Raw genomic sequence first — 25,501 nt, 5'->3', positions numbered from 1 at the left:
TTATCTCTTTTTTTAAACGGTATCAGATCACAACCAGCTCGTAGAAGTCTTCAGGAGTCAGGTATTCCTGTGCCAGTTCCTGGAGCTCTTCGGAAGTAATTGTTTTAATAACCTTGATGTTGTTATAGAAGTAATTCTCATCCAGTCCGTTCAGGATCAGGTTCTTCCAACGCTGAATCACTTCAAATGCGCCGTCGAGGTCTCCCAGGATGGAACCGATCATGAAGTTACGCACCAGGTGCAATTCGTCTTCAGGAACAGCCTCTTTTTGCAGCGTATGCAGTTCTTTATAGATCTCTTCAATCGTCGCTTCACATACATCTCTGCCTGCTTCCGTCTGAATATTGAGAGCACTGGTCTGGCGGAAATTATAAAGCTGGGAATGAATACCGTAGGTATATCCTTTTTCTTCGCGGATGTTACTCATCAGGCGGGAGCCAAAGTATCCACCCAGGATGGTATTGAGCACCAGCATTTTAGGGAAGTCCGGGTGGTAGCGGTTCGGGAACGGACGTGCTACACGTATAGCGCCCTGTACGCCATTTTCATCGTTGAAGATGCGGAACTTCTTCTCTTCCGCAGTTATTACCGGTATTTCCGGCCGGATGATCGAAGATTCTCCATTCCATTTCTCCTTACCAAATGCCTGATTGAGCAATTCAATGAGGTTGGCGGGAAGGTGGCCTGCTACAAAGATCTTACAGTTGTTGTAAGTATAATGTTGTTTGTAGAAGGCCTGGAGTGTGGGTGTCTGCAATGCATCATAGGCGTCCATGCTACTCACTCTTCCGTATGGGTGAAACTCTCCGAACAGGTATTTGTCAATATGCCGGTTGGCAACGAAGTCGCATTTCTGGAGGTTTACCGCCAGGCGTTGTTTCATATTCTGCCGGAAGATGGCCAGTTCTTCTTCAGGGAAGGCCGGGTCCTGGATCACCTCTTGCAATACCGGTACCAATGCCTCAAAGTGTTTGGTGAGGCAGTGCAGGGTATATGTGGCATATTCATGATGACTGTTACGATTCAGGTAAGCGCCGTAATAGTCGATATTTTCATTGATTTGAAGAGCAGTGTGTTTGCCGCTGCCGTTCTTCATGAGAAAGTTGGTGGCCGAAGCTACCAGGTTCTCTGTTTCATACCAGCTACCACCAGGAAAGACCAGTTCCAGCTGTAATGTATCCTGTTCATCAGACTTTATGATATATACAGGGATGCCATTGTCCAGTGTAACCTTTTCGTAAGGTTTCAGTGTGATATCGAACTCGGTAGCATCTTTTATCTCAGGGGCAATTTTCCGGTTTATCATCAATCTTAAAGCATATTTATTTACAAAGGAAGTGCTATCAATAATTCAAACGAACAGCGTTATCCAGCGTAATAGTAAATCGTATTGGAATTTTTCTCGTCAAACAGATGTTGCGCTTCGTGATGCATATCAGCTGAAGTTACCGCTTCATAATGGCTGAATTCTTCATTCATCATTGCCGCATCACCGATCAGCTCATAGAATGCCAGGTTGTTTGCACGGTTAAGCAGCCCCATATCCTCAAAGGCCAGCATGCTTTCTACCCTGTTTTTCACCTTCTGCAATTCTCTCTCAGGAATAGCGGTCTGCTGTATTTTATCTATTTCTTCCTGGATGGCTTTTTCAGCGTCTTTCATTTTCACACCCTTCACGAGTTTTCCTTCGATGGTCAGGAGGCCGGCGTCCAGTGTCCCGAAATGATAACAATCAATATTGCTGAACAGTTTTTTCTCTTTTACCAGCACCTGGTTCAAACGGGAAGAAGCGCCACCTCCCAGGATGTCAGAGATCAGGTCTGTGGCGTAATATTCTTTCGTTGTGCGTCCGGGCATATGGTAGCATTTATACAATGCATCCAGCGGCACATTGGATTTTACTTCCAGTTTATGAGCGGCAGTTTGTGGTGGTTCTATCGGTAGATTACGCTGTATACGCTGTCCTCCAGGAATGTCGCCGAACCATTTTTCAGCTAGTAACTTCACCTGGGCGGTAGTAACATGCCCACCTACCACCAGGATGGCGTTGGCCGGCCGGTAGTATTTGAAGAAGAAATCCTTCACATCTTCCAGGCGTGCATTTTCAATATGGGAAAGTTCCTTGCCAATGGTCATCCATTTGTAGGGATGTACGGCATAAGCCAGGTCTCTCATTTTGTGCCATACATCACCATATGGCTTATTGATGTAGTGTTCCTTAAACTCCTCACAAACTACCTTACGCTGTACGTCCAGGCTCTTTTCACTGAAAGCGAGAGACAGCATACGGTCACTTTCCAGCCAGAAGGCGGTTTCTATATTTTCTGCAGGTAATTGAATATAATAGTTGGTGAGGTCACTCGTGGTGAAAGCATTGTTTTCGCCGCCGGCCATCTGTAACGGCTCGTCGTATTCCGGAATATTGACAGAACCTCCAAACATCAGGTGTTCGAACAGGTGGGCAAAACCGGTCTTACTGGGATCTTCGTCGCGCGCGCCTACATCGTACATCACGTTTACCACTGCCATAGGAGTGGTATGGTCTTCATGCACGATAACGCGCAATCCGTTGGCTAAGGTGAATTTATTGTAATGAATCATATTTCCCTGTTTATGAGAGTTGCAAGTTAAATAAAAGAATGTGAGAATAGATTGTGTCTTATTTTTCCAGAAATAGCTCGCGCCCGCTATAATTGATAGTAATACTACGGAATTGTCTCCAGACCATAAACCCGATAGAACCAGCCATTTCATTGAGAGAGCCGGCATCATTCACGTCTTTGCAGTAGCTGGCTGCTACAAGATCGAGGTGTATCGGACCCAGATCAAGGCTTGGCAGACTGGTATTCGTATAAGTTAATTCTTTGTAAAGATCCTTGACAATATCTGTACTCAGCACGGGTAATCGGGTATTCAGCTTATGTTTTTCCACGAATGGAAAGTTGAACAGAATGCCGTATTCCCCTCCGGAAATGAAGTGAAAACGGCTGCTAATTGATTGACCGTCAGGAAGATTTATGGTGCCTTCTATCACAGGAGTGTTAAAATTCAGGCTCAACGGCAGACGCTGGCCGGGCGTATTGGCCGGTGTTTTATTTGACCGGAACAGCTGTAATACCTGTTTCTCATAATCAATCTTCACGATGAAAGATTTCAGCAGGTCCACACCAATAATGCCGTCTATTTTAATATTCAGGTCCTGAAACTCATTTAGCTGTTCGATGAACACCTTCACGAAGGGCAACCTGGTTTTGTCGAGGTATAATACATTGAGTGTAGCCGTCTTTACCCGCACCACCACCGCATCTGTGCCACTTAAGCCGCCGTTATCTTTGGTTTCTAATCCCAGGTGGTCGGCAGTGTGTTGACTCAGGGTGGTGACTTCTGCCCCGGTATCAAAGATGAAATGGAGGCTGTCTGGCGGCAGGCCGGATGGCGTTGTACCGGAAAGGGTGGTACTGATGACCATATACCTGTCATACAGGCGATAGGGCAGCGTGGCAACCGCCTTCTGGCTGGCGGCATCCTGCGCGCGAAGAAAAGCCGGCAGGCAAATAAGTATGGCAAAAAGATACTGTCTCACGATAAACATTGTCTCCTTATAAAGTCTCGCTGAATGGAGGTACCCCCGTTCTGACTCTAACGGAGGATTATGCAATGTATTATTTCAGACAGTTATAATATGCTTTTGATCTGGATTTTTTTTACCATCAGTTCTTTATTACGCATTATCAGCAATGATGGGCGCGTCCCCACATTTTTGAGCATCTCGCGATACAGCTGAATATTGCCGGAGAAGGTATTGTTGACAGCAATGATGACATCTCCTTTTTGCAGACCCGCTTTTTCAGCGGGAGAACCTTTGATGATATCAGTGATCTCAATCCTGCCATCTATCAGGTAAATGATCAAGCCTGTGTAGGAATAGTCAAAGGGATCTTTATAATGGGAGTTAGGGATCATATAGATCTCCTTTTTACCATAATTCAGTATGAGGTTGAACCTGCGTAACAGATCGTTGCCCACCATGCCGCCGAGAAATGGGTAAGCCGTGACATTGGTAACATCGTCAAAGAGGTAGACAGGCACGTTTCTGAATGCGTAGTTGCCCAGCTTAAACTCCTGTATGGTCGTGATGTCCATCGTCATTTTTCCGCCCAGTCCCTGCGCTTCCGTCTGTATCACTTTGCGTTGCCTTTTCCGGGAAGAGAGGATGGCGCTGTCTTTTACAAACTGCTGGGAGAGCAGGAGGCACATGCCGGCACCGGTATCAAAATAATAACGGTTGTAATGCTGCGCTTTCCCGTTCTTGAGAAAGGCATTGATAATAGGGATCAGGGTCAGTGAAGGGCGCATCAGGTGACCTCCTTTCGGGTAGGTAAACGGTCCTTTTTCATAAATGGAGATTGTTTCTTCGTCGTAATCCACCGTTACGATGAACTTACTCAACAGGCTAAAGCCGATAATGCCGTCTACCTGCAATCCATACACCTGGCTGATCAACTCGTAGTCGTTGACATGGAAGTCGAGGCTATCTACCTGTAAACCAGGTAATAACAGCGTTCTGTGCATGGCAAAAGCGACTGTTTTGGACCCTCCTACCCCCCGTACGATCCTGTCGGTCGGTGTAAGTGGAATGCCCAGCTGCACACAGGTATTCGTATCAAGCGAAATGCCGGCGCTGCCGGTATCCAGGATGAACTGCAGGGTATCAGGAATGCCCGCCAGGCAGGCGCGTATCACAACGACGCCTCCATAGAACTGTTTGAACGGGAAACGGGTGATCAGCTCCCCTGGTTTCCGGGGACTGGCAGTGATAGGTAGCGTTTGCGCAGAGGCAACGTGGAATGAACAAGTAATGGCAATTAATACGAGCCAACAGTGCTTCAACAGCGTAGATTTTTGCATACAGTTATCATAACAGAATAACGATGCTATAAATTTAACATTATTCCTACCTTTGTCCATCATGGAACTGAAAGATCTATACAGGAAAGCATTAAACTTCGAGTGGCTTACACCGGAAGAAGGGATTTATCTATTTGAGAAGGCTCCACTTGCAGAACTGATGGACATTGCGAACGAGCTGCGTAAGCAACAGGTGCCACATGGAAAGGTGACCTGGCAGATAGACCGTAACGTGAACACAACCAACGTGTGTACGGCTAACTGTAAGTTCTGCAATTTCTACAGGATACCCGGTCACGCGGAAGCCTACATCACCACCATCGACGAATACAAAAAGAAAATAGAAGAAACGCTGAAGTTCGGTGGAGACCAGCTGCTCCTGCAGGGAGGTCACCATCCGGAACTGGGGCTGAAATTCTATGTAGATACCTTTAAACAGCTGAAACAGTTATACCCTACCGTTAAGCTGCATGCACTCGGGCCCCCCGAAGTAGCACATATCACCAAACTGGAAAAGAGTACGCACATTGAAGTGCTGACAGCCCTGAAGGAAGCTGGTATGGCCAGTTTGCCTGGCGCAGGTGCGGAAATACTGAATGACCGTGTGCGCAGGCTGATCTCCAAAGGTAAATGTGGTGCGCAGGAATGGCTGGATGTAATGAGAGCTGCCCATAAGCTGAATATTCCATCCTCAGCTACCATGATGTTTGGTCACGTTGAAACATTGATGGAACGTTTCCAGCACTTTGCCGATATCCGCCAGGTACAGAGTGAAAAACCTGAAGGTCACTACGGGTTCACTGCGTTCATTCCATGGACCTTCCAGGATGTAGATACCCTGTTATCCCGCATTCGTGGCGTTCACAATATGACCACTTCAGAAGAGTATATCCGTATGATTGCGATGAGCCGCATCATGCTGCCAAATATCAAGAACATCCAGGCTTCCTGGCTGACTGTAGGTAAACAGGTGGCACAAATCTGTCTGCATGCTGGGGCAAATGATTTTGGCTCTATCATGATCGAGGAAAACGTGGTAAGTGCTGCCGGTGCTCCCCACCGCTTTACCTACCGCTCCATGCAGGAGGCAATCAAAGAAGCAGGATTTGAACCACAGCTGCGTACCCAGCTATATGAGTTCCGCGAGATTCCGGCAGGAATCCAGGAACAGGTCATCAATTACTAATCTGACAGAACGATATAAATAAGGCCCGGAGATCTCATGATTTCCGGGCCTTATTTTTTATTCAGACAGTTCCGTAATCCGGGATGAAGAGGTGGAAAAATTCCAGAATCCGGAGAAAAATTCCAGCTACTGGAATTTTTCTACTTACCTGAGAATCAAAGAAATGTTAATTTATTCCTATCATGTAACTCTTCCCTCCTGTTGCCGTCTAACAGGTAGTTAAAAGGAGGAAATATGAAAAAGTTAGGATTATTTTTATTGGCCGTTGGGCTGTTGTCGGTGACAGCCTGTACCAGCACTAAACTGACTTCGTCCTGGAAAACGCCGGAAGCCCGGTTACAGCAGGAAAATAAGATCATGGTGATAGCGCTGGTGCCTGCGAAAGAACGTAATCTGCGTATACTGATGGAAAATAACCTGGTTTCCGAACTGAAGAAAGAAGGCTACAACGCGATCTCTGCTTATGCTACCTACGGCCCGGATGATGAATTGGCTAAGGGGGATGAAAAGGCTGCATTAAAGAAATTCCGGAACAGCGATGTAGACCAGGTGATGACAGTCGCTATGGTAGATAAGTCCCGCGAAAGATCATATGTACCTAACTATGGTCCATATGGATACGGGTATCCTTACTACGGCGGTTTCTGGCCTTATTACAGAGGATGGTATGGAAGTATGTACAATCCGGGTTATTACCAGGTGAAAACGAAATATCAGTGGGAAACCAACCTGTATGATCTGAAGGAAAAGAAACTGATCTATAATGCGCAGACAGATTCTGTAGATCCCCCAACGGCATATAGGCAAGCCTATCTGTTTGCAAAGCAGATCGTCAGGGATATGCAGAAGCAGCAGCTGATAGCAAAGAACTAAGATTTTGTTATTTTTGAGGTTTGGCAATTCGCCAAACCTCTTCTTTTTATGCTGGAATTACCTGTTAATGAAATGATTACCCTCAGGCAATTACAGCCTGAGAATGCGCCGACCCTCTTTAACCAACTGGATACTTCCCGCAGGAGCCTGCGCCGGTTCCTACCCTGGGTAGATTACAACACCAATGAGGAACATACACTACGTTTTATAGAAATGATGCTGAGGAAGGCAGAAGACCAGGAAGCTATTGCATTTGGCATCTGGTACGAGCAGCAGCTGTGTGGGGTAATAGACCTGCATTGCTGGGACCATCAACTGGATTGCGCGGAGATTGGGTACTGGTTGGGGGAACAATTCCGCGGTAAAGGTATTGCCGTAAATGCCTGTAAGGCATTGATCACCTTTGCGTTTCAGACGTTGAAACTGAATAAGTTAGAAGTGCGTTTTGCGCTGCAGAACGTGGAAAGTGCCCAGATCCCCATCCGCCTGGGCTTTGCCAAAGAGGGTATTCTCCGCCACAGCGCCAAACTACATGGTCAGTATGCAGACACAGTAGTGATGGGGATCCTGCGGCAGGATTGGAAACATTAAATATCGCAGATCTCCACGCCCTGTTTCAGAGACGCCAGCTTATCAGCACGTTTGGGCACAAATTCCTGCGCCACAAATCCTTTGAAACCTGTTTCGTGAATAGCCTTCATAATAGCGGGATAATACAGCTCCTGCGTCTCATCAATCTCATTTCTGCCCGGCACACCACCTGTGTGATAATGCGCGAAATATGGATGATTTTTACGAATGGTCGCGATTACGTCCCCTTCCATGATCTGCATATGGTAAATATCGTAGAGGAGTTTAAAACGCTCTGAGCCAATGGCTTTACATAGTTCTACCCCCCAGTTTGTATGATCGCACTGGTAATCTGGATGGTTCACTTTACTATTCAGCAATTCCATCACGATGGTCACTTTCTTCTTTTCTGCGTAGCTCATAATACGCTTCAGTCCTTTGGCGCAGTTCTCAATACCAGCTTGGTCGTCCAGTCCTTCCCTGTTGCCGGAAAAGCAGATCAGGTTTGTGAAACCGGCTTTTGATGTCTCATCTATCAGGTGCTCGTAGTAGGTAACGAGCTGATCGTGATGGGCTTCCCTGTTCCAGCCGCGGCCGATATTCCAGTCTTTATTGATAGATGCCACCATGGCGCAGGTAAGGTCATATTTTTTGGCAGTCGCAAAATCCTTCGGATCCAGGAGGTCTATCGACTGCAGGCCGATCCTGTTGGCAGCCTTGCAAAGCTCTTCCAGTGGAATGTCATTGTAGCACCAGGCGCAAACGGAGTGATTGATCTGCCCCTTCAGTTTTTCATCCATGGTCCCCTCGTGCGCCATCACACGGGTGGAAAGTGAGGCCAGTGAAGTAGACGCAAATGCCATAGCAGCGGCTTTCTTGATCATATCGCGGCGGGAATTTTGGTTAAGCATGTTGGTATGTGTTTACTGTTGACCGTGAAACTACGCAATTTAAAATTTGCGTACAGCTGTTACCTTAAATAGTTCGTAACTTTATGTAGCGCCAAAACGTTCTAATATTTAGATGCCAATTATGTTTTGATTGATAGAATTACGACTATTCAGACCAGTAAATCAGCATTTTTTAAGAGACTGTATTACAGACATTTATTTGAAAGAAACGCCACAGCACCGCATCGTAATTCCCATACCGCTCAACCGTAATTGAAATTGGTAAGCTATTTGATTATACATAGATAACATTTAAAGCGGAGGTCTGCATGGAAAGAAGATTTACCCCTGCATTATGGACTTGTATTTTGATGGACCTGATTGGATGTGCAAGTTATGCCGTGCCGGTTTTAGGAGAAGTAAGTGATGTGATCTGGGCCCCCATTTCTGCTATTATATTCTACAGGATGTTTGGCAGTAGTCTGGGCGCTTTCGGAAGTGTTTTCAACTTCATGGAAGAACTATTTCCTGGTCTGGATTTTATCCCAACATTTACACTGAGCTGGGTAGTGAGACGAGTGACACAGAGTATCAGGGAACGTAAGACGGCTCAGAAAGTACGCAGTTACAAAGTAGCCGGGCTATAGTGCCATAAGCAACAGCAAAAAATACTAAGGTTGTAAGGTTTCAAAGCTGGAGGCATGAAGGAGGAAGTACGTCTCCACCTTTGTTATCCTTTCAACCTTTCAAGGATTTATCAACTTAGGAGTCATTTTACATTTACCAAATAAAAAAGGTCTCACATATCGTGAGACCTTTTTGCATTATCAACTATCATATCAACCACCTCTTGGAAATCCTCCCATCCGCATGCCCGGAGGGCCCATCCTGCGACGATCTCCATTATTGTTGTTACTACCCGCAAATTTGTTGATGAAATAAGTGAAGCTGATCATAAAATACCGTTGCAATACCATGTTCGTCACGTCTTCAATATAGTTCTCTCCGGTATTACGCCCCACGCTTACATTCTGATGCAACAGATCATAGCCAGACAGCTTTATCAATCCTTTTTTATTTTTGAACAAACTCTTCGAAATAAACGCATTCAGCATCGTTACATCAACGTTGTAACCTTCTGCCCTGCCCGCATTCAGCGTATAGGTAATATCACTTCCGATGATAAAACCAACAGGCAGGTTGACATTATAATCAAATGAAAACGCGTAGTTGAAATAGTCTGTGTTATTGCTTGGCTGGATATCATACCGTGCACCACTGTAGTTTACACTGGCGTTGGCAGAAAAATCAAACAGCTCCTTGTAAGTGTAGTTGAAGCCAAGCCCCTGTGTGATACCAAAGTTCCTGGTATAGTTTTTCAGGATCTTTGAAAAGTCTTTTTGTGTGCCTGTAAAACTTACATCCCGGCTGTAGTTCAGATTGGTATTGATATTTATCGAAGTCTTCAACTTTTTGAGGGGAATGGTATTAACTGCAAACGCATTAAGATTGTATGCACCATTGGAGTTGAACGGTTTTGTAAACTGCTTGCCTGAAGTATCTACACGGTTTGCATTCACAATTTTATTGGTGGTAAAATTGGCATTCACATTAGTAAAGAAACCACGGAACGTACTGTTGTTAAATACGTTGTAGCCCATGTTGATGCTATGTGAAAAGGATGGTTTCAAATCAGGATTACCCTGTTGCACATACAATGAACTGGTCAGGTCTGGTAGTGGTTGTAACTGTGTAACTGTTGGTTGTGAAGTACTACCGTTGTAACGAAAACGGAGCCTTTTTCCTCTCTGGAAATTATAGTTGAATGACGCAGAAGGATAGAAATTGACGGTGTGCTGGTCAATTTGTGTTTTCCTGCTCACGTTGTCATTCAGCAGACTGCTGAACTGTACATTCAATCCAAACGTATAGTCATACTTTAATTTCTGCGTACGGATGTCCAGGCCTGCTTGTTGTGTTGTAAATGTATTCTCGAATATGTTACTCAGACTGTCATTCAGTTTATCATACTTGCCACTTGCACCGTCGATGTCGTAAGTAAGGTTCCTGGAATCGCTATAGTTATTATTCCATGCATAAGATAATTCCAGGAAGCGGTCTTTCATGAGCGGCTCGGTATAAGTCAGTCTTACACCCATATTGCGGCCCATATTATTCGCATTGGTCATCCTGTCATACCCGGTGCTGAAAGAATCGGTCGCCGCTGTTTCCAGGTGCGTGTCTGCTGTTTTGAAGAAATTCTGTCTGTCGGTCGTATTATAGCCAAAGCTGAAATTGGCGCTGAGGCTACGGCCGATCTTATGGAATTTCTTTCTGAACAACGCAGTAGTGGAGAAGTTGGGAGAAGTAGCATGACTGCTGTTCCGCGATTCCCCATCTATCGTTTGTACTTTGTGCTCATCCAGGGATTGATATGTATTCAGGGTGTTGGTAGTGCCATCAGAATAACTGAAACTGGGAGTAACAATCAATGAATGCATAGAATCTATCTGGTATTCAACCCGCATGTTCAGCCGGTGATTATCATTGTTGGTAAGGGAACCAGACTGCTGATTGTAATAGTAAGTGGTGTCGGTCAGAAAGGTTTGCTTATTACTACGCCTGTTTGTTTCTGTCCGCGTATCGTTGATAAAATAGCTGCCGTTGATTTTAAGCTTTGAGCCGAAGTCCTGGTTGTAGTTAAACCCCGCGTTCCAGTTACGGGTGATGCCCGTGGTATTGTTCCCGCCAAGACTACTGATGGTGGATTGTGCCGCACCGCGGCCGCCTCCGCCGGCGCGGCCACCACCACCTCCTCCCCCGCCGCCACCGGTATTACCGTTGAAGTTGAAGACGTCGTTGAAGGTATAACCAAGATTATTCACATTATTGCCACTTCCCAGGAAGGATAACTGCTTGGTGTCGCGGAAGCTGTTCAGGCTTGCATTGACAGCGAAGCGGTCATTATCCCCATAACCTGCAGAAGCTCTTCCGAAGAAGCCTTTTTTCTTATCTTTTTTAATCGTGATGTTGATCGCCTTTTCTGTATTGCCATCGTCTATGCCGGTGAACTGTGCCTGGTCAGATTTACGGTCTATCAGCTGGATCTTATCGATGATATCTGCCGGCAGGTTCTTGGTGGCCAGTTTAGGATCATCACTGAAGAAAGGTTTACCATCTACCAATACCCTTTTTACGGTTTCCCCTTGTGCCGTGATCACGCCGTCTTTATCAACTGATACTCCCGGTAGCTTTTTCAGCAGATCTTCCACTACGGCATTTTCCCTTGTCTTAAAGGAACCCGCGTTGAATTCCAGCGTATCCGTTTTTACCACGATGGGTGGTACTTCCTGGATGATCTCCACCTCATTCAACAAGAGGCCTTTACCTTTGAGGTGTATGGTGCCCATATCCAATACTGGCTGGGCGGCGGAGATCGTGACGCTTTTAAAAACCGGCTGGTACCCCAGGAAAGTGATGTACACTCTGTAGTTGCCCAAGGCTATACCAGTGAAAGAGAAGGACCCTTTTTTATCAGTAAAGGCGGTAGCCGCCAGGGAAGAATCCCTGCCATTCAGCAGGGCAACGGTTGCATCCGGTAAAGGATGTGTAGCAGATGAGTCGGTCAATGATCCTTTTATCTGCCCCTGCTGCGCTTGTGTGGAAAGCGCAAACAGGAACAGTATTGTAGCAACAAGGGTAAATCTTTTCATGAAAAGGGAATTGGTAAGGAGGAAACGATGCAAATTAGTATCTTATTTAATTCCCGTTTTGCCGCTCACGGAATTTCTGCATCGCTTCACGGCGCATGTCGCGCAACTGATCATCAGTTACTTTTTCCGCATTGGCCGGTAATGAAACATTTGTTGTCACTGGTTTGAAGTCTACTTTAGTTGCTGTAAAGGAACGTCTGCTCCCTTCTGCAGAGAGTACCACGCCATTACCATCAGGCAGCAGGCCATTGATAGGACTGTAGCTGAAAGGCAGGTCCTGGGTGTACCATACCGTATACTCTTCGTTACGTACGGTGACAGTTGCTTTTTTACAGTTGTAACCGGCGATCTTCTTCGTCTTATCGCTCAGTTTAGCATCTTTGGCAGGCGTATAGTCCTCTTCTGCGTAGTAAGTCTTCGTGCTGTCTTCCGGCTTTGAGAATGTCTGCAGGTATTTCTTTCCGGAAAGGTCTACATACCCCCCGCCAAAGGCGCCACGCATCCCACCGAAACGGCCGCCACGTCCACCACCACCGCCATTGCCACCTGGTGCGCCGCCATCAGGACGTCCACCGCCAAAGCCACGACCACCGAAATCAGGACGGTCTGTCTCCAGCTTGCCTTTACCGCCCGTAAAGTAGAAATGCTGATTGAAGGTAATAACCTGCTCTTCCCCATCTCCTTCTGCACCGCCACGTTGAGGCATCTTTGCATTTATTTCATAGTCGATCACACCGGTATTCTTATCCTGCGCCATGGCCGTCATGCCAGTGAAGGTAACCAATGCGACGCCAAGAAGTGTTTTTGATAAGTTCTTCATATGCTCTGATTTTTTTCTGATACAAAAGTCATTATTCGCCTTTCATTTGTTGGTTAAATAGCTTTATTTACTGTTAATTACTGTTAAGGGCATGGAGCGGGTATGTAAGGAACCAATAGCTTTGCAACATACCCCCTTAACGGGAGCGTACTTAACAGCGAAAACTTGGCAATTATGCGTCAGCGGATCCGGAATATTCTGATACTAATGTGTGTGTGTATACTTGGCATTTATCTCTTCCAGGGATACTGGCTGTATAACTCCTATCACATACAGGTGGATCAGTTTAATAAAGACATCAACGAGTCTTTACGGACGGCTGTTTTTAACAAGCAGTTTGCTGATGTGCGCCGCTACTTCCGCAACTTCGGAAGAGACAGGGATTCATTCAGAATATACAGGGATATTCCCCCTCCGGGAGATATGCCAGGTGGCCGTCATGGGCACGACCGTATGCATGAGGAGATGTTAACAGATACGATTAAACGTAGAAGAGAGCTTCGCGCCGGCAACGAGTTTGCAGATACATTAGCAAGACAGATCTCTGATCTTATTCTCCTGAATAACCTCACAAGCGACAGCGTGAAACTGATCAAACTGGATTCTGTATTTACTGCTGAACTACATGCCCGTCAGATCATGACGCCATATGAGCTGGATACTTTTCATATGAGTTTTAATGGATACAACCGGGAAGGATTCAGAGATAGCCTGAGAAAACGGCCACCATTGCAAACGTCTAAGATACCTTTCAACCCCGCCAGCAATCTCTTTGTACAGGCTAAGTTTGAGTCGCCGCTGCAATACATCCTGGCAAAAATGATGTGGACACTGGTGGGCTCATTGTTGCTGCTGGTACTCACCACCATCTGTTTTGTGTATATGCTGCGGACGATCCTGAAACAGAAACGGCTTTCTGAAGTCAAGAATGACTTTATCAATAACATGACGCATGAGCTGAAAACACCTATTGCCACAGTATCTGCGGCAGTAGAAGCCATGCAGAACTTCAATGCCCTGAATGATCAGCGGAAAACGCAGACCTATCTCGATATTTCCAAGCAGGAGCTGCAAAGGCTGTCTGACCTGGTGGAAAAGGTGTTGCACATAGCTGCTGAGGAAAGAGAAGAGATCGAACTGTTCAGGGAAGAAACAGATATTGGCGAAGTGATGGACAGTATTATCACCAATCATCAGCTGAAAGCGGGGCGCCCGGTACAGTTCCGCTACGATAACCTGCTGGGAGAGCAGACGGTGGAGGTGGATAAAACCCATCTGACCAATGCCATCAGCAACCTGGTAGATAATGCCATCAAGTATTCAGGAGACCAGCCGGCTGTATATATCAAAAGCATGCTGGAAGGCGGAAAGCTGGTTATCAAAGTAAAAGACAATGGGATCGGGATACCGAAAATATACCAGGAAAACATCTTCGATACCTTTTTCAGGGTCCCCACAGGCAACCTGCATAATGTGAAGGGATTCGGACTGGGACTCAGCTATGTAAAAAAGGTCGTGGATCTGCACGGCGGCACGATTAAAGTACAGAGCGAACCGGAAAAGGGAAGTGAATTTATCATACAAATACCAGTTTAACACCTGCAACTATGTCAAAAGTATTACTGATAGAGGATGAATGGCAGCTGGGTCAGATCGTGAAAGATAGCCTGGAAATGAGAGGCTTTGAAATGCTGTATGCCGCCGATGGCAAAGAAGGGCTTCGTTTATACCAGGAGCATAAGCCGGACGTGGTGGTGCTGGATATCATGATGCCCAATATGGACGGATTTACGGTCACAACAGAGATCAGGCGCTTGGATAAGACTACGCCTATCATCTTCCTGACAGCAAAATCCCAGACTACCGATGTGGTAAAAGGCTTTGAACTGGGGGGAAACGACTACCTGAAAAAGCCCTTCAGTATGGACGAGCTGATCGTGCGCATAAAGGCCCTGTTGCAACGGTTTAAAGAAACGCCCGCAGTCAGCCCCAGTGCCGGCGCTGATGTAATACAGATCGGACAGTATGTCTTCAATTATACGAAACAGACCCTCACCCGGAATAATAACACCGAGTTCCTTTCCCACCGCGAAGCAGAAATACTGCGGCGCCTGTCAGAAAACCTGAACCAGGTAATGGAGAGAAAGACAGTATTGCTCGACCTCTGGGGAGACGACAGCTTCTTCAATGCCCGCAGTATGGATGTGTTTATCACCAAGCTGAGAAGGTATCTGAAGGACGATCCACGGGTACAGATCGTCAATATAAGGGGGGTAGGGTATAAACTGATCTTTTAATTATCTTTGCTGACTATGGACCAGATAGAACAGCAAATCGCTGACTACAAACAGGAAATATTAGCATTCGAACCAGCTACGGCTGCGGATCTTGAACAATACCGTATTAAATTCCTTGGAACAAAAGGGATCGTAAAAGCTATGTTTGGCGAAATGAAACAGGTGCCAAACGAGCGTAAAAAGGAATTTGGACAAGTACTGAATGGCTTTAAGCAGCTGGCAGAAGAAAGGTATACGCAGTTTGAGCACCTGAAAGACGGCGCCACTGCAGCTGCTACCGATGCAGACCTGACACTGCCGGCAGAACCTCACCGGTTAGGCACCCGCCATCCTATCAGCGTTGTAAGAAATAAGATCATCAGCATATTTGAGCGCCTGGGTTTTGCTATTGCAGAGGGACCGGAGATAGAAGACGACTGGCATAACTTTACCGCGCTGAACCTGCCGGAAAACCACCCTGCGCGTGATATGCAGGATACTTTCTACATCAGCAAAAATCCGGACTGGCTGCTGCGTACCCATACTTCTTCCGTACAGGTAAGAGCCATGGAGACCGGTAAACTGCCTATCCGTATCATCTGCCCGGGCCGTGTGTATCGTAACGAAACGATCTCCGCCAGGGCGCACTGCTTTTTCCACCAGGTGGAAGGGCTGTACATTGATGAGAATGTGTCATTTGCCGACCTGAAACAGACATTGTACCACTTCGTGAAGGAGCTGTTCGGAGACAATACCCGTATCCGTTTCCGTCCTTCCTACTTCCCTTTCACTGAGCCAAGTGCAGAAATGGATATATCCTGCCAGATCTGTGGTGGTACAGGATGTAACGTATGTAAACATACCGGCTGGGTAGAGATCCTGGGTTGCGGAATGGTGCATCCGAAAGTGCTGGAGAATTGTGGTATCGATCCTGAAAAATATACCGGTTTCGCTTTCGGGATGGGTATAGAACGTATTACTATGCTGAACTACCAGATCAAAGACCTTAGACTGTTTTCCGAGAACGATACCCGGTTCCTGGAGCAGTTTGAAGGAGCGCTTTGACGACAGAAATAAGATTGTTACAAAGGAGAAAACGTGCGTTTGTAGATCAGCCGTTTTCTCCTTTGTTTTTTACCCCGATAAATTCCCCTTATGATCACAGTTGACCAGATTAGAACGATTGCTGTATGCGGTGCCGGCACCATGGGCGCAGGTATTGCACAAGTGGCAGCAGCAGGCGGTTACCGTACTATATTGTTTGATGTGCAGGCAGCCATGCTTGAAAAGGCACAGCAACAAATCACACAACAGCTGGACAATGCCGTAAAGAAAGGTAAGTTGACGGCTGAAGAGAAAGACGCGATCCTTGAGCGACTCGTTTTTACCGCTCAGGTGGAAGATTGCCGGGCTGAGTTGGTAATAGAAGCCATCGTTGAGAAACTGGAGATAAAAACCACCTTATTCAATCAGCTGGCCGCCATCAATACACCAGCTACCATACTTGCGAGTAATACTTCTTCGCTGCCTATAAGCGGTATTGCTGCCGGAATAGATCATCCGGAGCGGGTAGCGGGTATGCATTTCTTTAATCCTGCACCTGTAATGAAGTTGGTGGAGATCGTTAAAGGAAAAGATACAGCGACGGAAGTTACTGCGCTCTTATACGCGCTGTCGCAACGCCTGGGAAAGACGCCGGTAATGGTACAGGACACGCCGGGATTTATCGTAAACAGGGTGGCCAGGCATTACTACCTTGAAGCGATGCAGATAGCTGCAGAAGGTGTAGCACCATACAAAAGTATTGACCGCCTGCTGGAAAGTGCGGGATTCCGTATGGGGCCTTTTGCCCTGATGGATCTGATTGGCAATGATGTAAACCTGGCGGTGACGCGTTCTCTTTATGAGGCTTATAACGGGGCGCCCCGTTTTACTCCCAGTCCGCTGCAAATAGCAAAGGTGGAAGAAGGCGCATTAGGGAAGAAAAGCGGGAAGGGATTTTATAATTATCTTTGACGCAAACGGGACTTATTTCATGAATTTAGTTACGGGTGGCACAGGTTTTTTAGGCAGTTATTTATTACGTAAACTGGTGAATGTCGGGCAGCCGGTACGGGCATTGTACCGTACAGCAATTCCTTCGCAGGTAGCAGATATACAGGACAAAATAGAATGGGTACAAGGCGATGTATTGGATGTCGTTGCTTTGGAAGAAGCCATGCAGGGTGTAGACAAGGTCTATCACTGTGCAGGAGTCGTATCTTTTCGTCCCGGTGAGCAGGAACGGATGATGAAAGTGAATGTGGAAGGAACAGCCAATGTGGTTAACCTGGCTATCGATACCGGCGTCAGAAAGCTGGTGCACGTCAGCTCTACTGCAGCATTGGGCAGGGCCAGAATAGATGGCGTGCTGGATGAATCCAGTGAATGGAAGGAAGGCAAGAATAATTCCAAATACAGCGTGAGCAAATACCTGGGAGAGATGGAAGTCTGGAGAGGAATGGCGGAAGGGCTGGATGTTGCTATTGTTAACCCGGGTATTATACTGGGTGCAGGATATTGGGATGATGGTTCCGGTATGCTGATAAAAAACGCATGGAAAGAGTTCCCGTATTATACGGAGGGTGTCAATGGTTTTACCGATGTACGGGATGTGGCAGAAGTCATGTTCAGGTTGATGGAAAGCGATATAGAAGGGGAACGTTTTGTAATCACAACAGATAACTGGAAGTACTACGACCTGTTTAAGGAAATGGCACAGCAGCTGGGGAAGAAGCCACCTCATAAAGCTGTAAAACCCTGGATGGCGGAAATAGTGTGGAGAATAGAGGCAATAAAAAGCAAGCTATCCGGTAAAAAAGCACTGCTTACCAAAGAAACAGCCCGCACCGCACAAATGAAAGTCTACTATAGCAATGAAAAGATCCTGAAGGCACTACCGGGATTCTCTTTTACACCATTACAAACAACAATTGCTGATATGTGCCAGGTATTCCTGGAGCAAAAGCAACAACAGGGATAACCTTTATCTGACGAGGAGCGCGCCTATTGCAGCAACCAATACCGGTTGGAGAGGCTTCCCTTCCATCTCCGCGCTCATCCATACACGGGGATGCGCCCCGGTAACAACAGCCGCCACTACCTGCCGGCGGATATGAAATTCATAACAGATATTTTCATAAGAGTTTTTAGTACCGAACCGGTTATGGGCAGTAAGACGTACCTCATCATCTGCTGAGCGCAGGATGCCTGCCGGTTTATTCTCATTCAGTTCCAGGTAATTCACATCTTTCAGGATCATCTCCCATCGCTTTAGAGGCTCATTTTTCGTCCCGTTGATCAGTATGTAGGAGAAGAGTGCAGTAGCCGGCATATTGTCCAGAAATGAGGGCAGGGAATGGCCGGAAAAAGCAATGTGAGCTGCCTGTATAACTTGTATCAGTATGTTTTCATCCTTACCACTTACCCTGCAATTGAAGGGGTTCAAAGGGTCTTTGATGAAGCTGACGATTTCTTTGTCAGCTATCCCGTTTTTCCTGGAAGAGGTAGCATACTGACCAAAGGAGATCGTTCTGGCGGTAAACCAACCGTCACTAATCTTTACGGGCCACTCCTGTGCGGAGGTATAAAGTCCTTCCTGGGCAAATACATTGGTATAAGCGGCCACCAGGAATATCAGGGCGAACATATTACGGAACATAGAAAAGTGCTTAAACTAAAAGGCTTCATGCAACCACATGAAGCCTTTGAAATAGTATATCAATTGCCATACAGCTTTTGCCAGATCTCAGGGATACGTTTGATCCAGTTTATTTCCTTCATTTTAACTTTGGCATCTTCTACAGGAGAACCAAAGTATACCTTACCTCCCTCCAGTGAAGCAGGTACACCACTCTGCGCCAGCACAACAGCACCCTTTCCGATAGTAAGGTCTTTAGAAACACCTACCTGTCCCCAAAGGATCACATTGTCTTCTATATGCGCTTTACCGCCTACACCTACCTGACCGGCAAAGAGACAGTTGCGGCCAATAACGGTACCATGTCCTATATGGATCATGTTATCGAATTTCGTGCCACGGCCGATAATGGTATCACCACTTACACCTTTGTCAATGGTACAGCCGGCGCCTATTTCAACATCATCTTCAATGATCACCCTTCCGCAGCTTTCCATTTTATCATACATCACCTCCCTGTCGGCCCGTTTTTTAAAGTAAAAGGCATCAGCACCGATCACAGTACCTGCATGAATGATCACATTGTTTCCGATAATGGAATTGTCGTAAATAGTTACGTTGGGATGAATGATACAATTGGTACCGATAGTAACATGATTACCAACGAATACATTCGGCTGTATAATAGTCCCCTCGCCTATTACAGCAGACGCGCTGATGGGGTTGGTGGCTGGTTCAAAAGGACGGAAGCGTTTTACCAGTTTTACATAAGCACTGAACGGATCGTCCAGCACGAGTAATACTTTACCCGGAGGGCAAGTCACTTTTTTATTAATGATGATAATCGTAGCTGCCGATTTCAGGCAGGCATCATAGTACTTCGCAAAGTCCACAAAAGAAATATCACCTGGTTCTACCTTATGGATCTCATTGATGCCGGTGGCCATCAATGTATCGTCGCCTTCCAGCTCTGCGCCTATGAATGCTGCTATTTCCGTTACCGCGATCGGTTCATTAAACTTCATGTTTTCGGTTGTTTAGTGGAGCAAAGGTAGTAGAGAATACAATACGATTATTCACCCGTTTTTGTTTCATCAAGAAGAGAAATGAAGTTTTAACGCTTCTTTGTAACTGTTGTTATCCACATTTTTTTTAGTGTGTGAATAAAAAAGTTTGCATTTTTTTTCTTTTGTCATGAAATTCTTTTTAATATTGTGTAGGGAATTTTTGTTCCCTGTACTTACTAACCCATTCACATAACAAGAAAGTCTGATTGTAAACACGGTCAGACTTTTTTAATGCCCTCTGAAATCCTTTCCCTGCAAGTGTTTCCGCTGATTCAGCAACCTCATTTTTATCTCTTCAGATAAGAAGAGATAAGCTCTTTTTATCACCTTATGCAGGAGATGTTTATAAATTCCATTTTTTGGAAAAGCACAGCAACTTTCAGTAACTGAATGTAAACGGGTGTAAAGTGATAAGAATGAAGTGAATAAGCTTGGAAAACCTCAGATAGCAGTACTGAACAGTTGAGATTGTGGCAGCTTTCTCCATAAGCGGGCATCAAAAGCCATACAGATATTGCGGATAAATGGCCGGCCTTTTACAGTAACAGATACTGCATCTTCCGTGATATGTACCAGCCCGTCTTTCTCAAGCTCCTCAAGCCTTTGCAGGCATTCTGCTATAACATTGTTTTCCCTGTCTGCCTGGCTCAGAGATGTCTTAAAGCTACACATGAGGGCATGAATATGGCGGCGCAATAACAGATCTTCGGTATCCAGGATATGACCACGCACTACAGGGAACTGTCCGCTGTTCACCAACTGTTGCCATATAGCGATCCGCTTTTCATTTTGTGTATATGCATACCAGCTGTCTCCTATGGAGGAAGCGCCCAACCCGATCATCAATGAAGTATGTTGATCGGTATATCCCATAAAGTTCCGGTGTAGTGATCCCTGATTCCAGGCCTGGTACAAACTGTCGTGCGGTAAAGCAAAGTGGTCCATCCCGATCTCTGTATAGCCGTTCTCTGCGAACAGTGTTTTACCCAGCTCATAGAGCGCTCTCTTTTCTTCGTCTTTAGGAAGGTCTGCTTCAGAATAACGCCGCTGTCCTACTCCCTTTACCCAGGGAACATGTGCATAACTGTAAAAAGAGATCCTGTCTGGCCTCAGCTGCATGACTTTATTGATCGTATCTCCTACACTCGCCATGGTTTGTAAGGGTAAACCATACACCAGATCATAGTTGATAGAAGTATAACCGATGGCTCTTGCAATGGCGGTAACTTCTTCCACCGTCTCATAGGGCTGTATCCGGTTAATGATGTCCTGCACCCGCGGATCAAAGTCCTGGATGCCCAGACTCATACGGCGGAAGCCCAGGTTATAAAGCGTCAGCATATGCGCTTTGGTGGTATTGTTAGGATGCCCTTCAAAGCTGAGTGTTGCATCAGGCAGCAGGTCGGCATGGAGATAAATACGGGAAAGTAAGTTGTGAAGATTTTGCGGACTAAAGAAAGTCGGTGTTCCTCCTCCCAGATGAATCTCCCTGATGCGGGGACGTTCCTTGAAAAGCTGCAGGTAGAGCTCCCACTCATTGAGGATCGATTGTATATAAGGGGCTTCAACACCGTGATTGACGGTGATGTGTTTGTTGCAGCCGCAGTATGTACACAGTTGTTCACAGTAAGGCAGATGTATGTAGATGCTGATCCCTTCAGTGTGGTTGGTGGCGCGGAATGATTGTAGTAAAGTCTGCTTCCAGGTATCGATATCAAAGGTCTGCTCGTCCCAGTAAGGAACCGTGGGATAACTTGTATAGCGCGGAGCAGCAGTATTATATTTTCTGATGAGTTGCATATCAGGATGGTTTAAAGCAGTGTTCTGTGACTTTTTCGCCGGGTGCAGCCAATGCGGGGCTGACATATGGAATGTTCAGATTAAGCCCGCGCATAATGAGCAAAACGGCCATTATAGTGATGACGTATGGAATACAGCGACGTAAACGGTTACGGAGGCGTATACTGATAAGATCGTTGCACCAGCTAAGCGCAATCATAGCAGGCAGCGTACCCGTACCAAAAGCAGCCATAAAAAGGGCGCCCTGCAGAGAACTGCCGGTAGCTACTGCGCCGGTAATAGCAAACCATACCAGGCCACAGGGCAATAAGCCATTCAGGAAGCCGATAGCATACAAGGTATGTTGCTGCTGCCGGCGAAGCAGATTGCCCAGCATTGTTTTGATATGACGGGTATAAAAGCCTGTACTGAGCGAAAAGCGGGTACGACGGAAGCCATATTGCAACACGATCAGCAGCAACATGCCAGCCCCCAGCAGAATAGATAACCATTGCTGTAGCCCTCCCAGGAAAAATTGCCTGCCCAGCCATCCGGAAACAATACCCAGCCCGGCATAGGCAGTCACCCTTCCTGCATTATACAGCAGGATGCCCACCTGCTTACGCACACCGTCCAGGTGTTGCACCGGCAGCGTGAGCGCAATAGGCCCACACATACCGATACAGTGGAAGCTACCAATAAAGCCCAATGACAGGGCATACAGGAACGTCAGAAGCATGGTCTGTCTCAGTTAACGGTTACAAAACTTTCCTGGTAATATTGCGTTCCCTTTGCCTCCCATTGCAATTGCACCCGGTAATTGCCTTTCTGAAATCTTTTCTTACTGACCAGCAACAGCCCGTTCTCATCTGGCTGTAAAGGCAGGGAAACGTCCTGACGGGAGTCTGATGCCCGGTAGAACAACACATTGCCCTTTAAAGGAATACCCTGCATTTCAGCAGGGAAAAGAATGCCTACTGAGTTAGCTGACTGGTTGATGCTGACAGGGGAAGAAAGGGTAAGCGCGGCTTTCCTGCCATCGATCACCTGCTGATATTTCAGCTCTTCTGCATAATAATTGGGCGTAACCATGTCTATGCGGGTACGCATGCTTTTGGTGACCAGTGTGAGGATGCCCACTGCAAAAAGAATGAATACGATGATGATTTTATGACCCCAGTTCATGATTTGAATGTTTTGATGAAGGATATACATTTACTGCGCTGGCCCCAGAAACGTGGTGCTGAGGGTGCCAGTCTTTTTATCGCCTGCATACAGTGTGATATGTAAAGCAGTTTTACGTTTTTTAATAGCTGTGCGGGGTAATACAACGAAGAAGATCCCTTCGCCCTGTTGTTCCCCTTTTACCTGTATCTGCTGATGCCCAAGCAGTTCTATTTTGCCGGCTGCATCTTCCAGCTGTAAACGGAGAGGAATATCGCTGGTTGTTTTGTTCACCAGTTTGATCCGGTAAAGATTGGAGATACTGTCTGCACCCCTTTCCTGGTACAACATCCCTGCTGTACGGATAATAGTGCCGCTTACAGGCTTCCGGCTTGCCAGCATCCAGGTAATGGCTGTAAGCAGTATCACCAGGATGGAACTGTATACTTTAAGTCTTGTAGTAAAGTGTAATGGTTGTTTGTTGGCGATCCCATTCTCCGACGCATAGCGGATGAGATGAAGAGGACGTCCTGTTTTTTCCATCATAAAGTTGCAGGCATCAATACAGGCCGTACAGTTTACACATTCCAGCTGTGTACCATTGCGGATATCTATACCCGTCGGACAAACCTTCACACATTGATGGCAATCAATACAATCACCCAGGTTGTTATCTGCATTCTTCTTAAAATGCCCACGGGGTTCCCCTCTTGTATAATCGTATGCAACCACTACAGAATCCCTGTCCAGCAGCACCCCCTGAAGACGGCCATAAGGACATACTACTGTACAAACCTGTTCCCTGAAAAAGGCAAACACACCATAGAACACGCCTGCAAAAACGATCATACTGGCAAGGCCGCCGGTGTGTTCTGTAACAGGACCTGTTATGATGCCCAGTAAACTGTCTATACCGATGATATAGGCCAGGAATGTATTGGCGATCAGGAAAGACAGCAGATAGAAGAGTATATGTTTACTGGTCTTCCGCACGATCTTATCCGTATTCCAGGGCGCTTTGTTTAAAAGTTTCTGGGCAGAGGCGTCGCCTTCTATCCAGTATTCTATTTTGCGGAACAGCATTTCCATGAAGATGGTCTGTGGACATGCCCATCCGCAGAACAGGCGACCGAATGCCATAGTGAAGACGACGATGAAAAGAATAAATGCCACCATGGCCAGCCCGAATATGAAGAAATCCTGTGGCCAGAATATAGCGCCAAACAATATAAATCTGCCGTCAATAACGTTGAACAAAAACAAGGGCCGGCCATTCATTTTAATGAATGGGCCGGCAAAAAACGCAAGGAAATAAAGGAAGCTTAGCACACTCCTCGCGTTATAGAGTTTGCCTTTCGGCTTCTGGCTATATATCCAGCTACGTTTTCCTTGTTTATCAACAGTCGCCAGGCTGTCTCTGAACGATTCTTCTTCCATCACGAAATATGTTTAACTTAAATCAGGTCTATTCTTTTTCTAATGCGCCCTGCGGCTCCTTCGGATTAGGTGGATTAGATCCACGGATACTCTTGATATAGCTGGCTAACTGGGCCAGTTGTTTTGGAGAGAAATCGTCTTTCCATGATTTCATACCTTTCTCTGGTACACCATACTTGATAGTGGTGAACACGGCTTTTATCTTTCCACCATGTAACCAGTAATCATCCGTCAGATTGGGCCCTACAACGCCCTGGGCCTGAGGACCATGGCATGGAGCACAACTGGTGGAGAATATTTTCTGTCCGCTGGCAATATCATCAGCACCGGTCAGTAGTGTTACACTATTTTCGTCGATGTTGTTAGCGGCATTTTTCAGATATTCTTCTTTCGCGGCGGCGGCATCTGCTTCTGCAATGGCCAGTTCTTCCAGCTGTGATGGTGCGGAGTGTGCTATCTGGAAGCGCCAGAGATACACAACGGCAAACACCATACTGCAGTAGAAGGCCCATCTCCACCAGGGAGGAGTAGGGTTGTTCAGCTCACGGATGCCGTCGTAATCATGCCCCATATCTTCTTCCATCTCTGACGCAGCATCCAGTGTTTTGGTCTGGTTGAGTTTTTCGAGCCAGTGTATTCTTGGTTTGCCAGCAACCGCGGTCTTCTTTTTCCTTTCTATACCTAACAGTACGCGCAGTGTATACAGGAGGGTGATAATGATGAAGATCTCCAGTGAAATGACGGAGGTCAGCACGTAAAAAGAGGTGTTGGAAAGGCCGCTGATGATAGTGGTAACAGCAGGTTTGGCCGTTTCCGCCGCTGCTGTTGCTTCCTGTGCCAGCAGGCTGTTGGAAGTGAGCATACCTGCTATCAGGAGGGCTATGGAAACGATCGCTTTGCTTTTTTCACTTTTTACCCGTTCCCTGTATACGTCCATGGCGCTGAGTACAGCACTACCCAGTATGGCAATGACGATCAGCAGGCCTATGATAACCGTTAACAGCACGATGGCCACCGGATGCCCCAGTTCTGATGGTGGGGTGGGCTTGTATTGTGCTGCTGCCGGCAGGCTATTCAGCAGGCATAGGGTAAAGAGGAATAAGCCTGTTATAGTGATTGATTTCTTGTTCATAATGTTG

General features: G+C 46.4%; 23 protein-coding genes. 9 read left to right on the top strand and 14 right to left on the bottom strand.

Going from position 1 to position 25,501, the window contains the following annotated elements; genetic code table 11:
• Positions 1-22: 22 nt before the first annotated feature.
• The 4 genes from CLV42_RS01225 to CLV42_RS01210 all read right to left on the bottom strand — a co-directional run bounded on the left by CLV42_RS01225 (position 23) and on the right by CLV42_RS01210 (position 4,890).
• A complete protein-coding gene (locus CLV42_RS01225; protein WP_106600082.1) occupies positions 23-1,306 on the bottom strand; it encodes a M16 family metallopeptidase in 1,284 nt (427 codons plus the stop codon).
• Positions 1,307-1,365: 59 nt separating this feature from the next.
• Entirely contained in the window at positions 1,366-2,601 is a 1,236-nt protein-coding gene (locus CLV42_RS01220; RefSeq protein ID WP_106600081.1) for a M16 family metallopeptidase, read from the bottom strand.
• Positions 2,602-2,659: 58 nt separating this feature from the next.
• On the bottom strand, positions 2,660-3,592 hold the full coding sequence (locus tag CLV42_RS01215) for an aspartyl protease family protein (protein ID WP_106600080.1): 933 nt from the start codon (positions 3,590-3,592) through the stop codon (positions 2,660-2,662).
• An 83-nt stretch (positions 3,593-3,675) separates the two neighbouring features.
• Complete coding sequence (locus tag CLV42_RS01210) at positions 3,676-4,890, bottom strand: aspartyl protease family protein (RefSeq protein ID WP_245901396.1); 1,215 nt, start codon at positions 4,888-4,890, stop codon at positions 3,676-3,678.
• Positions 4,891-4,969: 79 nt separating this feature from the next.
• Here CLV42_RS01210 and mqnC point away from each other — a divergent pair, with 79 nt between their 5' ends.
• The 3 genes from mqnC (at position 4,970) to CLV42_RS01195 (ending at position 7,558) form a co-directional block, all read left to right on the top strand.
• The gene (gene mqnC, locus CLV42_RS01205) at positions 4,970-6,094 is read left to right on the top strand and encodes a cyclic dehypoxanthinyl futalosine synthase (protein WP_106600079.1); all 1,125 of its coding nucleotides are present in this window, start codon (positions 4,970-4,972) and stop codon (positions 6,092-6,094) included.
• Positions 6,095-6,328: 234 nt separating this feature from the next.
• Positions 6,329-6,967, top strand: a complete 639-nt coding sequence (locus CLV42_RS01200) for a hypothetical protein (protein ID WP_106600078.1) — start codon at positions 6,329-6,331, stop codon at positions 6,965-6,967.
• 48 nt (positions 6,968-7,015) lie between these two features.
• Positions 7,016-7,558: a GNAT family N-acetyltransferase gene (locus tag CLV42_RS01195; RefSeq protein WP_106600077.1), complete on the top strand. Its 543-nt coding sequence runs from the start codon at positions 7,016-7,018 to the stop codon at positions 7,556-7,558.
• Here CLV42_RS01195 and CLV42_RS01190 read toward each other — a convergent pair.
• Positions 7,555-8,448, bottom strand: coding sequence for a hydroxypyruvate isomerase family protein (locus tag CLV42_RS01190; protein ID WP_106600076.1), 894 nt, complete (start codon positions 8,446-8,448; stop codon positions 7,555-7,557). The two genes, CLV42_RS01195 and CLV42_RS01190, sit on opposite strands and share 4 nt — an antisense overlap.
• Positions 8,449-8,756: 308 nt before the next feature.
• Here CLV42_RS01190 and CLV42_RS01185 point away from each other — a divergent pair, with 308 nt between their 5' ends.
• Complete coding sequence (locus tag CLV42_RS01185; RefSeq protein WP_106600075.1) at positions 8,757-9,074, top strand: hypothetical protein; 318 nt, start codon at positions 8,757-8,759, stop codon at positions 9,072-9,074.
• Between the two features lie 192 nt (positions 9,075-9,266).
• On the opposite strand, the gene CLV42_RS01180 is transcribed toward CLV42_RS01185, so the two are convergent.
• Positions 9,267-12,140: a TonB-dependent receptor gene (locus CLV42_RS01180; RefSeq protein WP_106600074.1), complete on the bottom strand. Its 2,874-nt coding sequence runs from the start codon at positions 12,138-12,140 to the stop codon at positions 9,267-9,269.
• A gap of 46 nt (positions 12,141-12,186) precedes the next feature.
• On the bottom strand, positions 12,187-12,960 hold the full coding sequence (locus CLV42_RS33785; protein ID WP_170117353.1) for a GLPGLI family protein: 774 nt from the start codon (positions 12,958-12,960) through the stop codon (positions 12,187-12,189).
• 174 nt (positions 12,961-13,134) lie between these two features.
• Between CLV42_RS33785 and CLV42_RS01170 the strand changes: the two genes are divergently transcribed.
• From CLV42_RS01170 to CLV42_RS01150, 5 genes are all read left to right on the top strand, one after another.
• On the top strand, positions 13,135-14,556 hold the full coding sequence (locus CLV42_RS01170; protein ID WP_106600073.1) for a sensor histidine kinase: 1,422 nt from the start codon (positions 13,135-13,137) through the stop codon (positions 14,554-14,556).
• An 11-nt stretch (positions 14,557-14,567) separates the two neighbouring features.
• A complete protein-coding gene (locus CLV42_RS01165; RefSeq protein ID WP_106600072.1) occupies positions 14,568-15,257 on the top strand; it encodes a response regulator transcription factor in 690 nt (229 codons plus the stop codon).
• Between the two features lie 15 nt (positions 15,258-15,272).
• Positions 15,273-16,301, top strand: coding sequence for a phenylalanine--tRNA ligase subunit alpha (pheS, locus tag CLV42_RS01160; RefSeq protein ID WP_106600071.1), 1,029 nt, complete (start codon positions 15,273-15,275; stop codon positions 16,299-16,301).
• 90 nt (positions 16,302-16,391) lie between these two features.
• Positions 16,392-17,252 (top strand): 3-hydroxyacyl-CoA dehydrogenase NAD-binding domain-containing protein, encoded by an 861-nt coding sequence (locus CLV42_RS01155; RefSeq protein ID WP_106600070.1) that lies wholly within the window; start codon positions 16,392-16,394, stop codon positions 17,250-17,252.
• 19 nt (positions 17,253-17,271) lie between these two features.
• Positions 17,272-18,258, top strand: coding sequence for an NAD-dependent epimerase/dehydratase family protein (locus tag CLV42_RS01150; RefSeq protein WP_106600069.1), 987 nt, complete (start codon positions 17,272-17,274; stop codon positions 18,256-18,258).
• A 3-nt stretch (positions 18,259-18,261) separates the two neighbouring features.
• Here CLV42_RS01150 and CLV42_RS01145 read toward each other — a convergent pair whose 3' ends face one another.
• The 7 genes from CLV42_RS01145 to CLV42_RS01115 all read right to left on the bottom strand — a co-directional run bounded on the left by CLV42_RS01145 (position 18,262) and on the right by CLV42_RS01115 (position 25,494).
• On the bottom strand, positions 18,262-18,936 hold the full coding sequence (locus CLV42_RS01145; protein WP_106600068.1) for a hypothetical protein: 675 nt from the start codon (positions 18,934-18,936) through the stop codon (positions 18,262-18,264).
• A 59-nt stretch (positions 18,937-18,995) separates the two neighbouring features.
• Positions 18,996-19,940 (bottom strand): UDP-3-O-(3-hydroxymyristoyl)glucosamine N-acyltransferase, encoded by a 945-nt coding sequence (locus CLV42_RS01140; protein WP_106600067.1) that lies wholly within the window; start codon positions 19,938-19,940, stop codon positions 18,996-18,998.
• Between the two features lie 483 nt (positions 19,941-20,423).
• A complete protein-coding gene (gene hemN / locus CLV42_RS01135) occupies positions 20,424-21,782 on the bottom strand; it encodes an oxygen-independent coproporphyrinogen III oxidase (RefSeq protein WP_106600066.1) in 1,359 nt (452 codons plus the stop codon).
• Position 21,783: 1 nt separating this feature from the next.
• The gene (locus CLV42_RS01130; RefSeq protein ID WP_106600065.1) at positions 21,784-22,500 is read right to left on the bottom strand and encodes a sulfite exporter TauE/SafE family protein; all 717 of its coding nucleotides are present in this window, start codon (positions 22,498-22,500) and stop codon (positions 21,784-21,786) included.
• A gap of 8 nt (positions 22,501-22,508) precedes the next feature.
• The gene (locus CLV42_RS01125; protein ID WP_170117352.1) at positions 22,509-22,946 is read right to left on the bottom strand and encodes a FixH family protein; all 438 of its coding nucleotides are present in this window, start codon (positions 22,944-22,946) and stop codon (positions 22,509-22,511) included.
• Positions 22,947-22,976: 30 nt separating this feature from the next.
• Entirely contained in the window at positions 22,977-24,362 is a 1,386-nt protein-coding gene (gene ccoG, locus CLV42_RS01120) for a cytochrome c oxidase accessory protein CcoG (protein ID WP_106600063.1), read from the bottom strand.
• Between the two features lie 28 nt (positions 24,363-24,390).
• Entirely contained in the window at positions 24,391-25,494 is a 1,104-nt protein-coding gene (locus CLV42_RS01115; protein ID WP_170117351.1) for a cbb3-type cytochrome c oxidase N-terminal domain-containing protein, read from the bottom strand.
• Between the last annotated feature and the right edge of the window lie 7 nt (positions 25,495-25,501).

The organism is Chitinophaga ginsengisoli, assembly GCF_003014595.1.
In the GTDB taxonomy this organism is placed as follows: Bacteria; Bacteroidota; Bacteroidia; order Chitinophagales; family Chitinophagaceae; genus Chitinophaga; species Chitinophaga ginsengisoli.
This window is presented reverse-complemented; position numbering and strand designations above follow the sequence as displayed.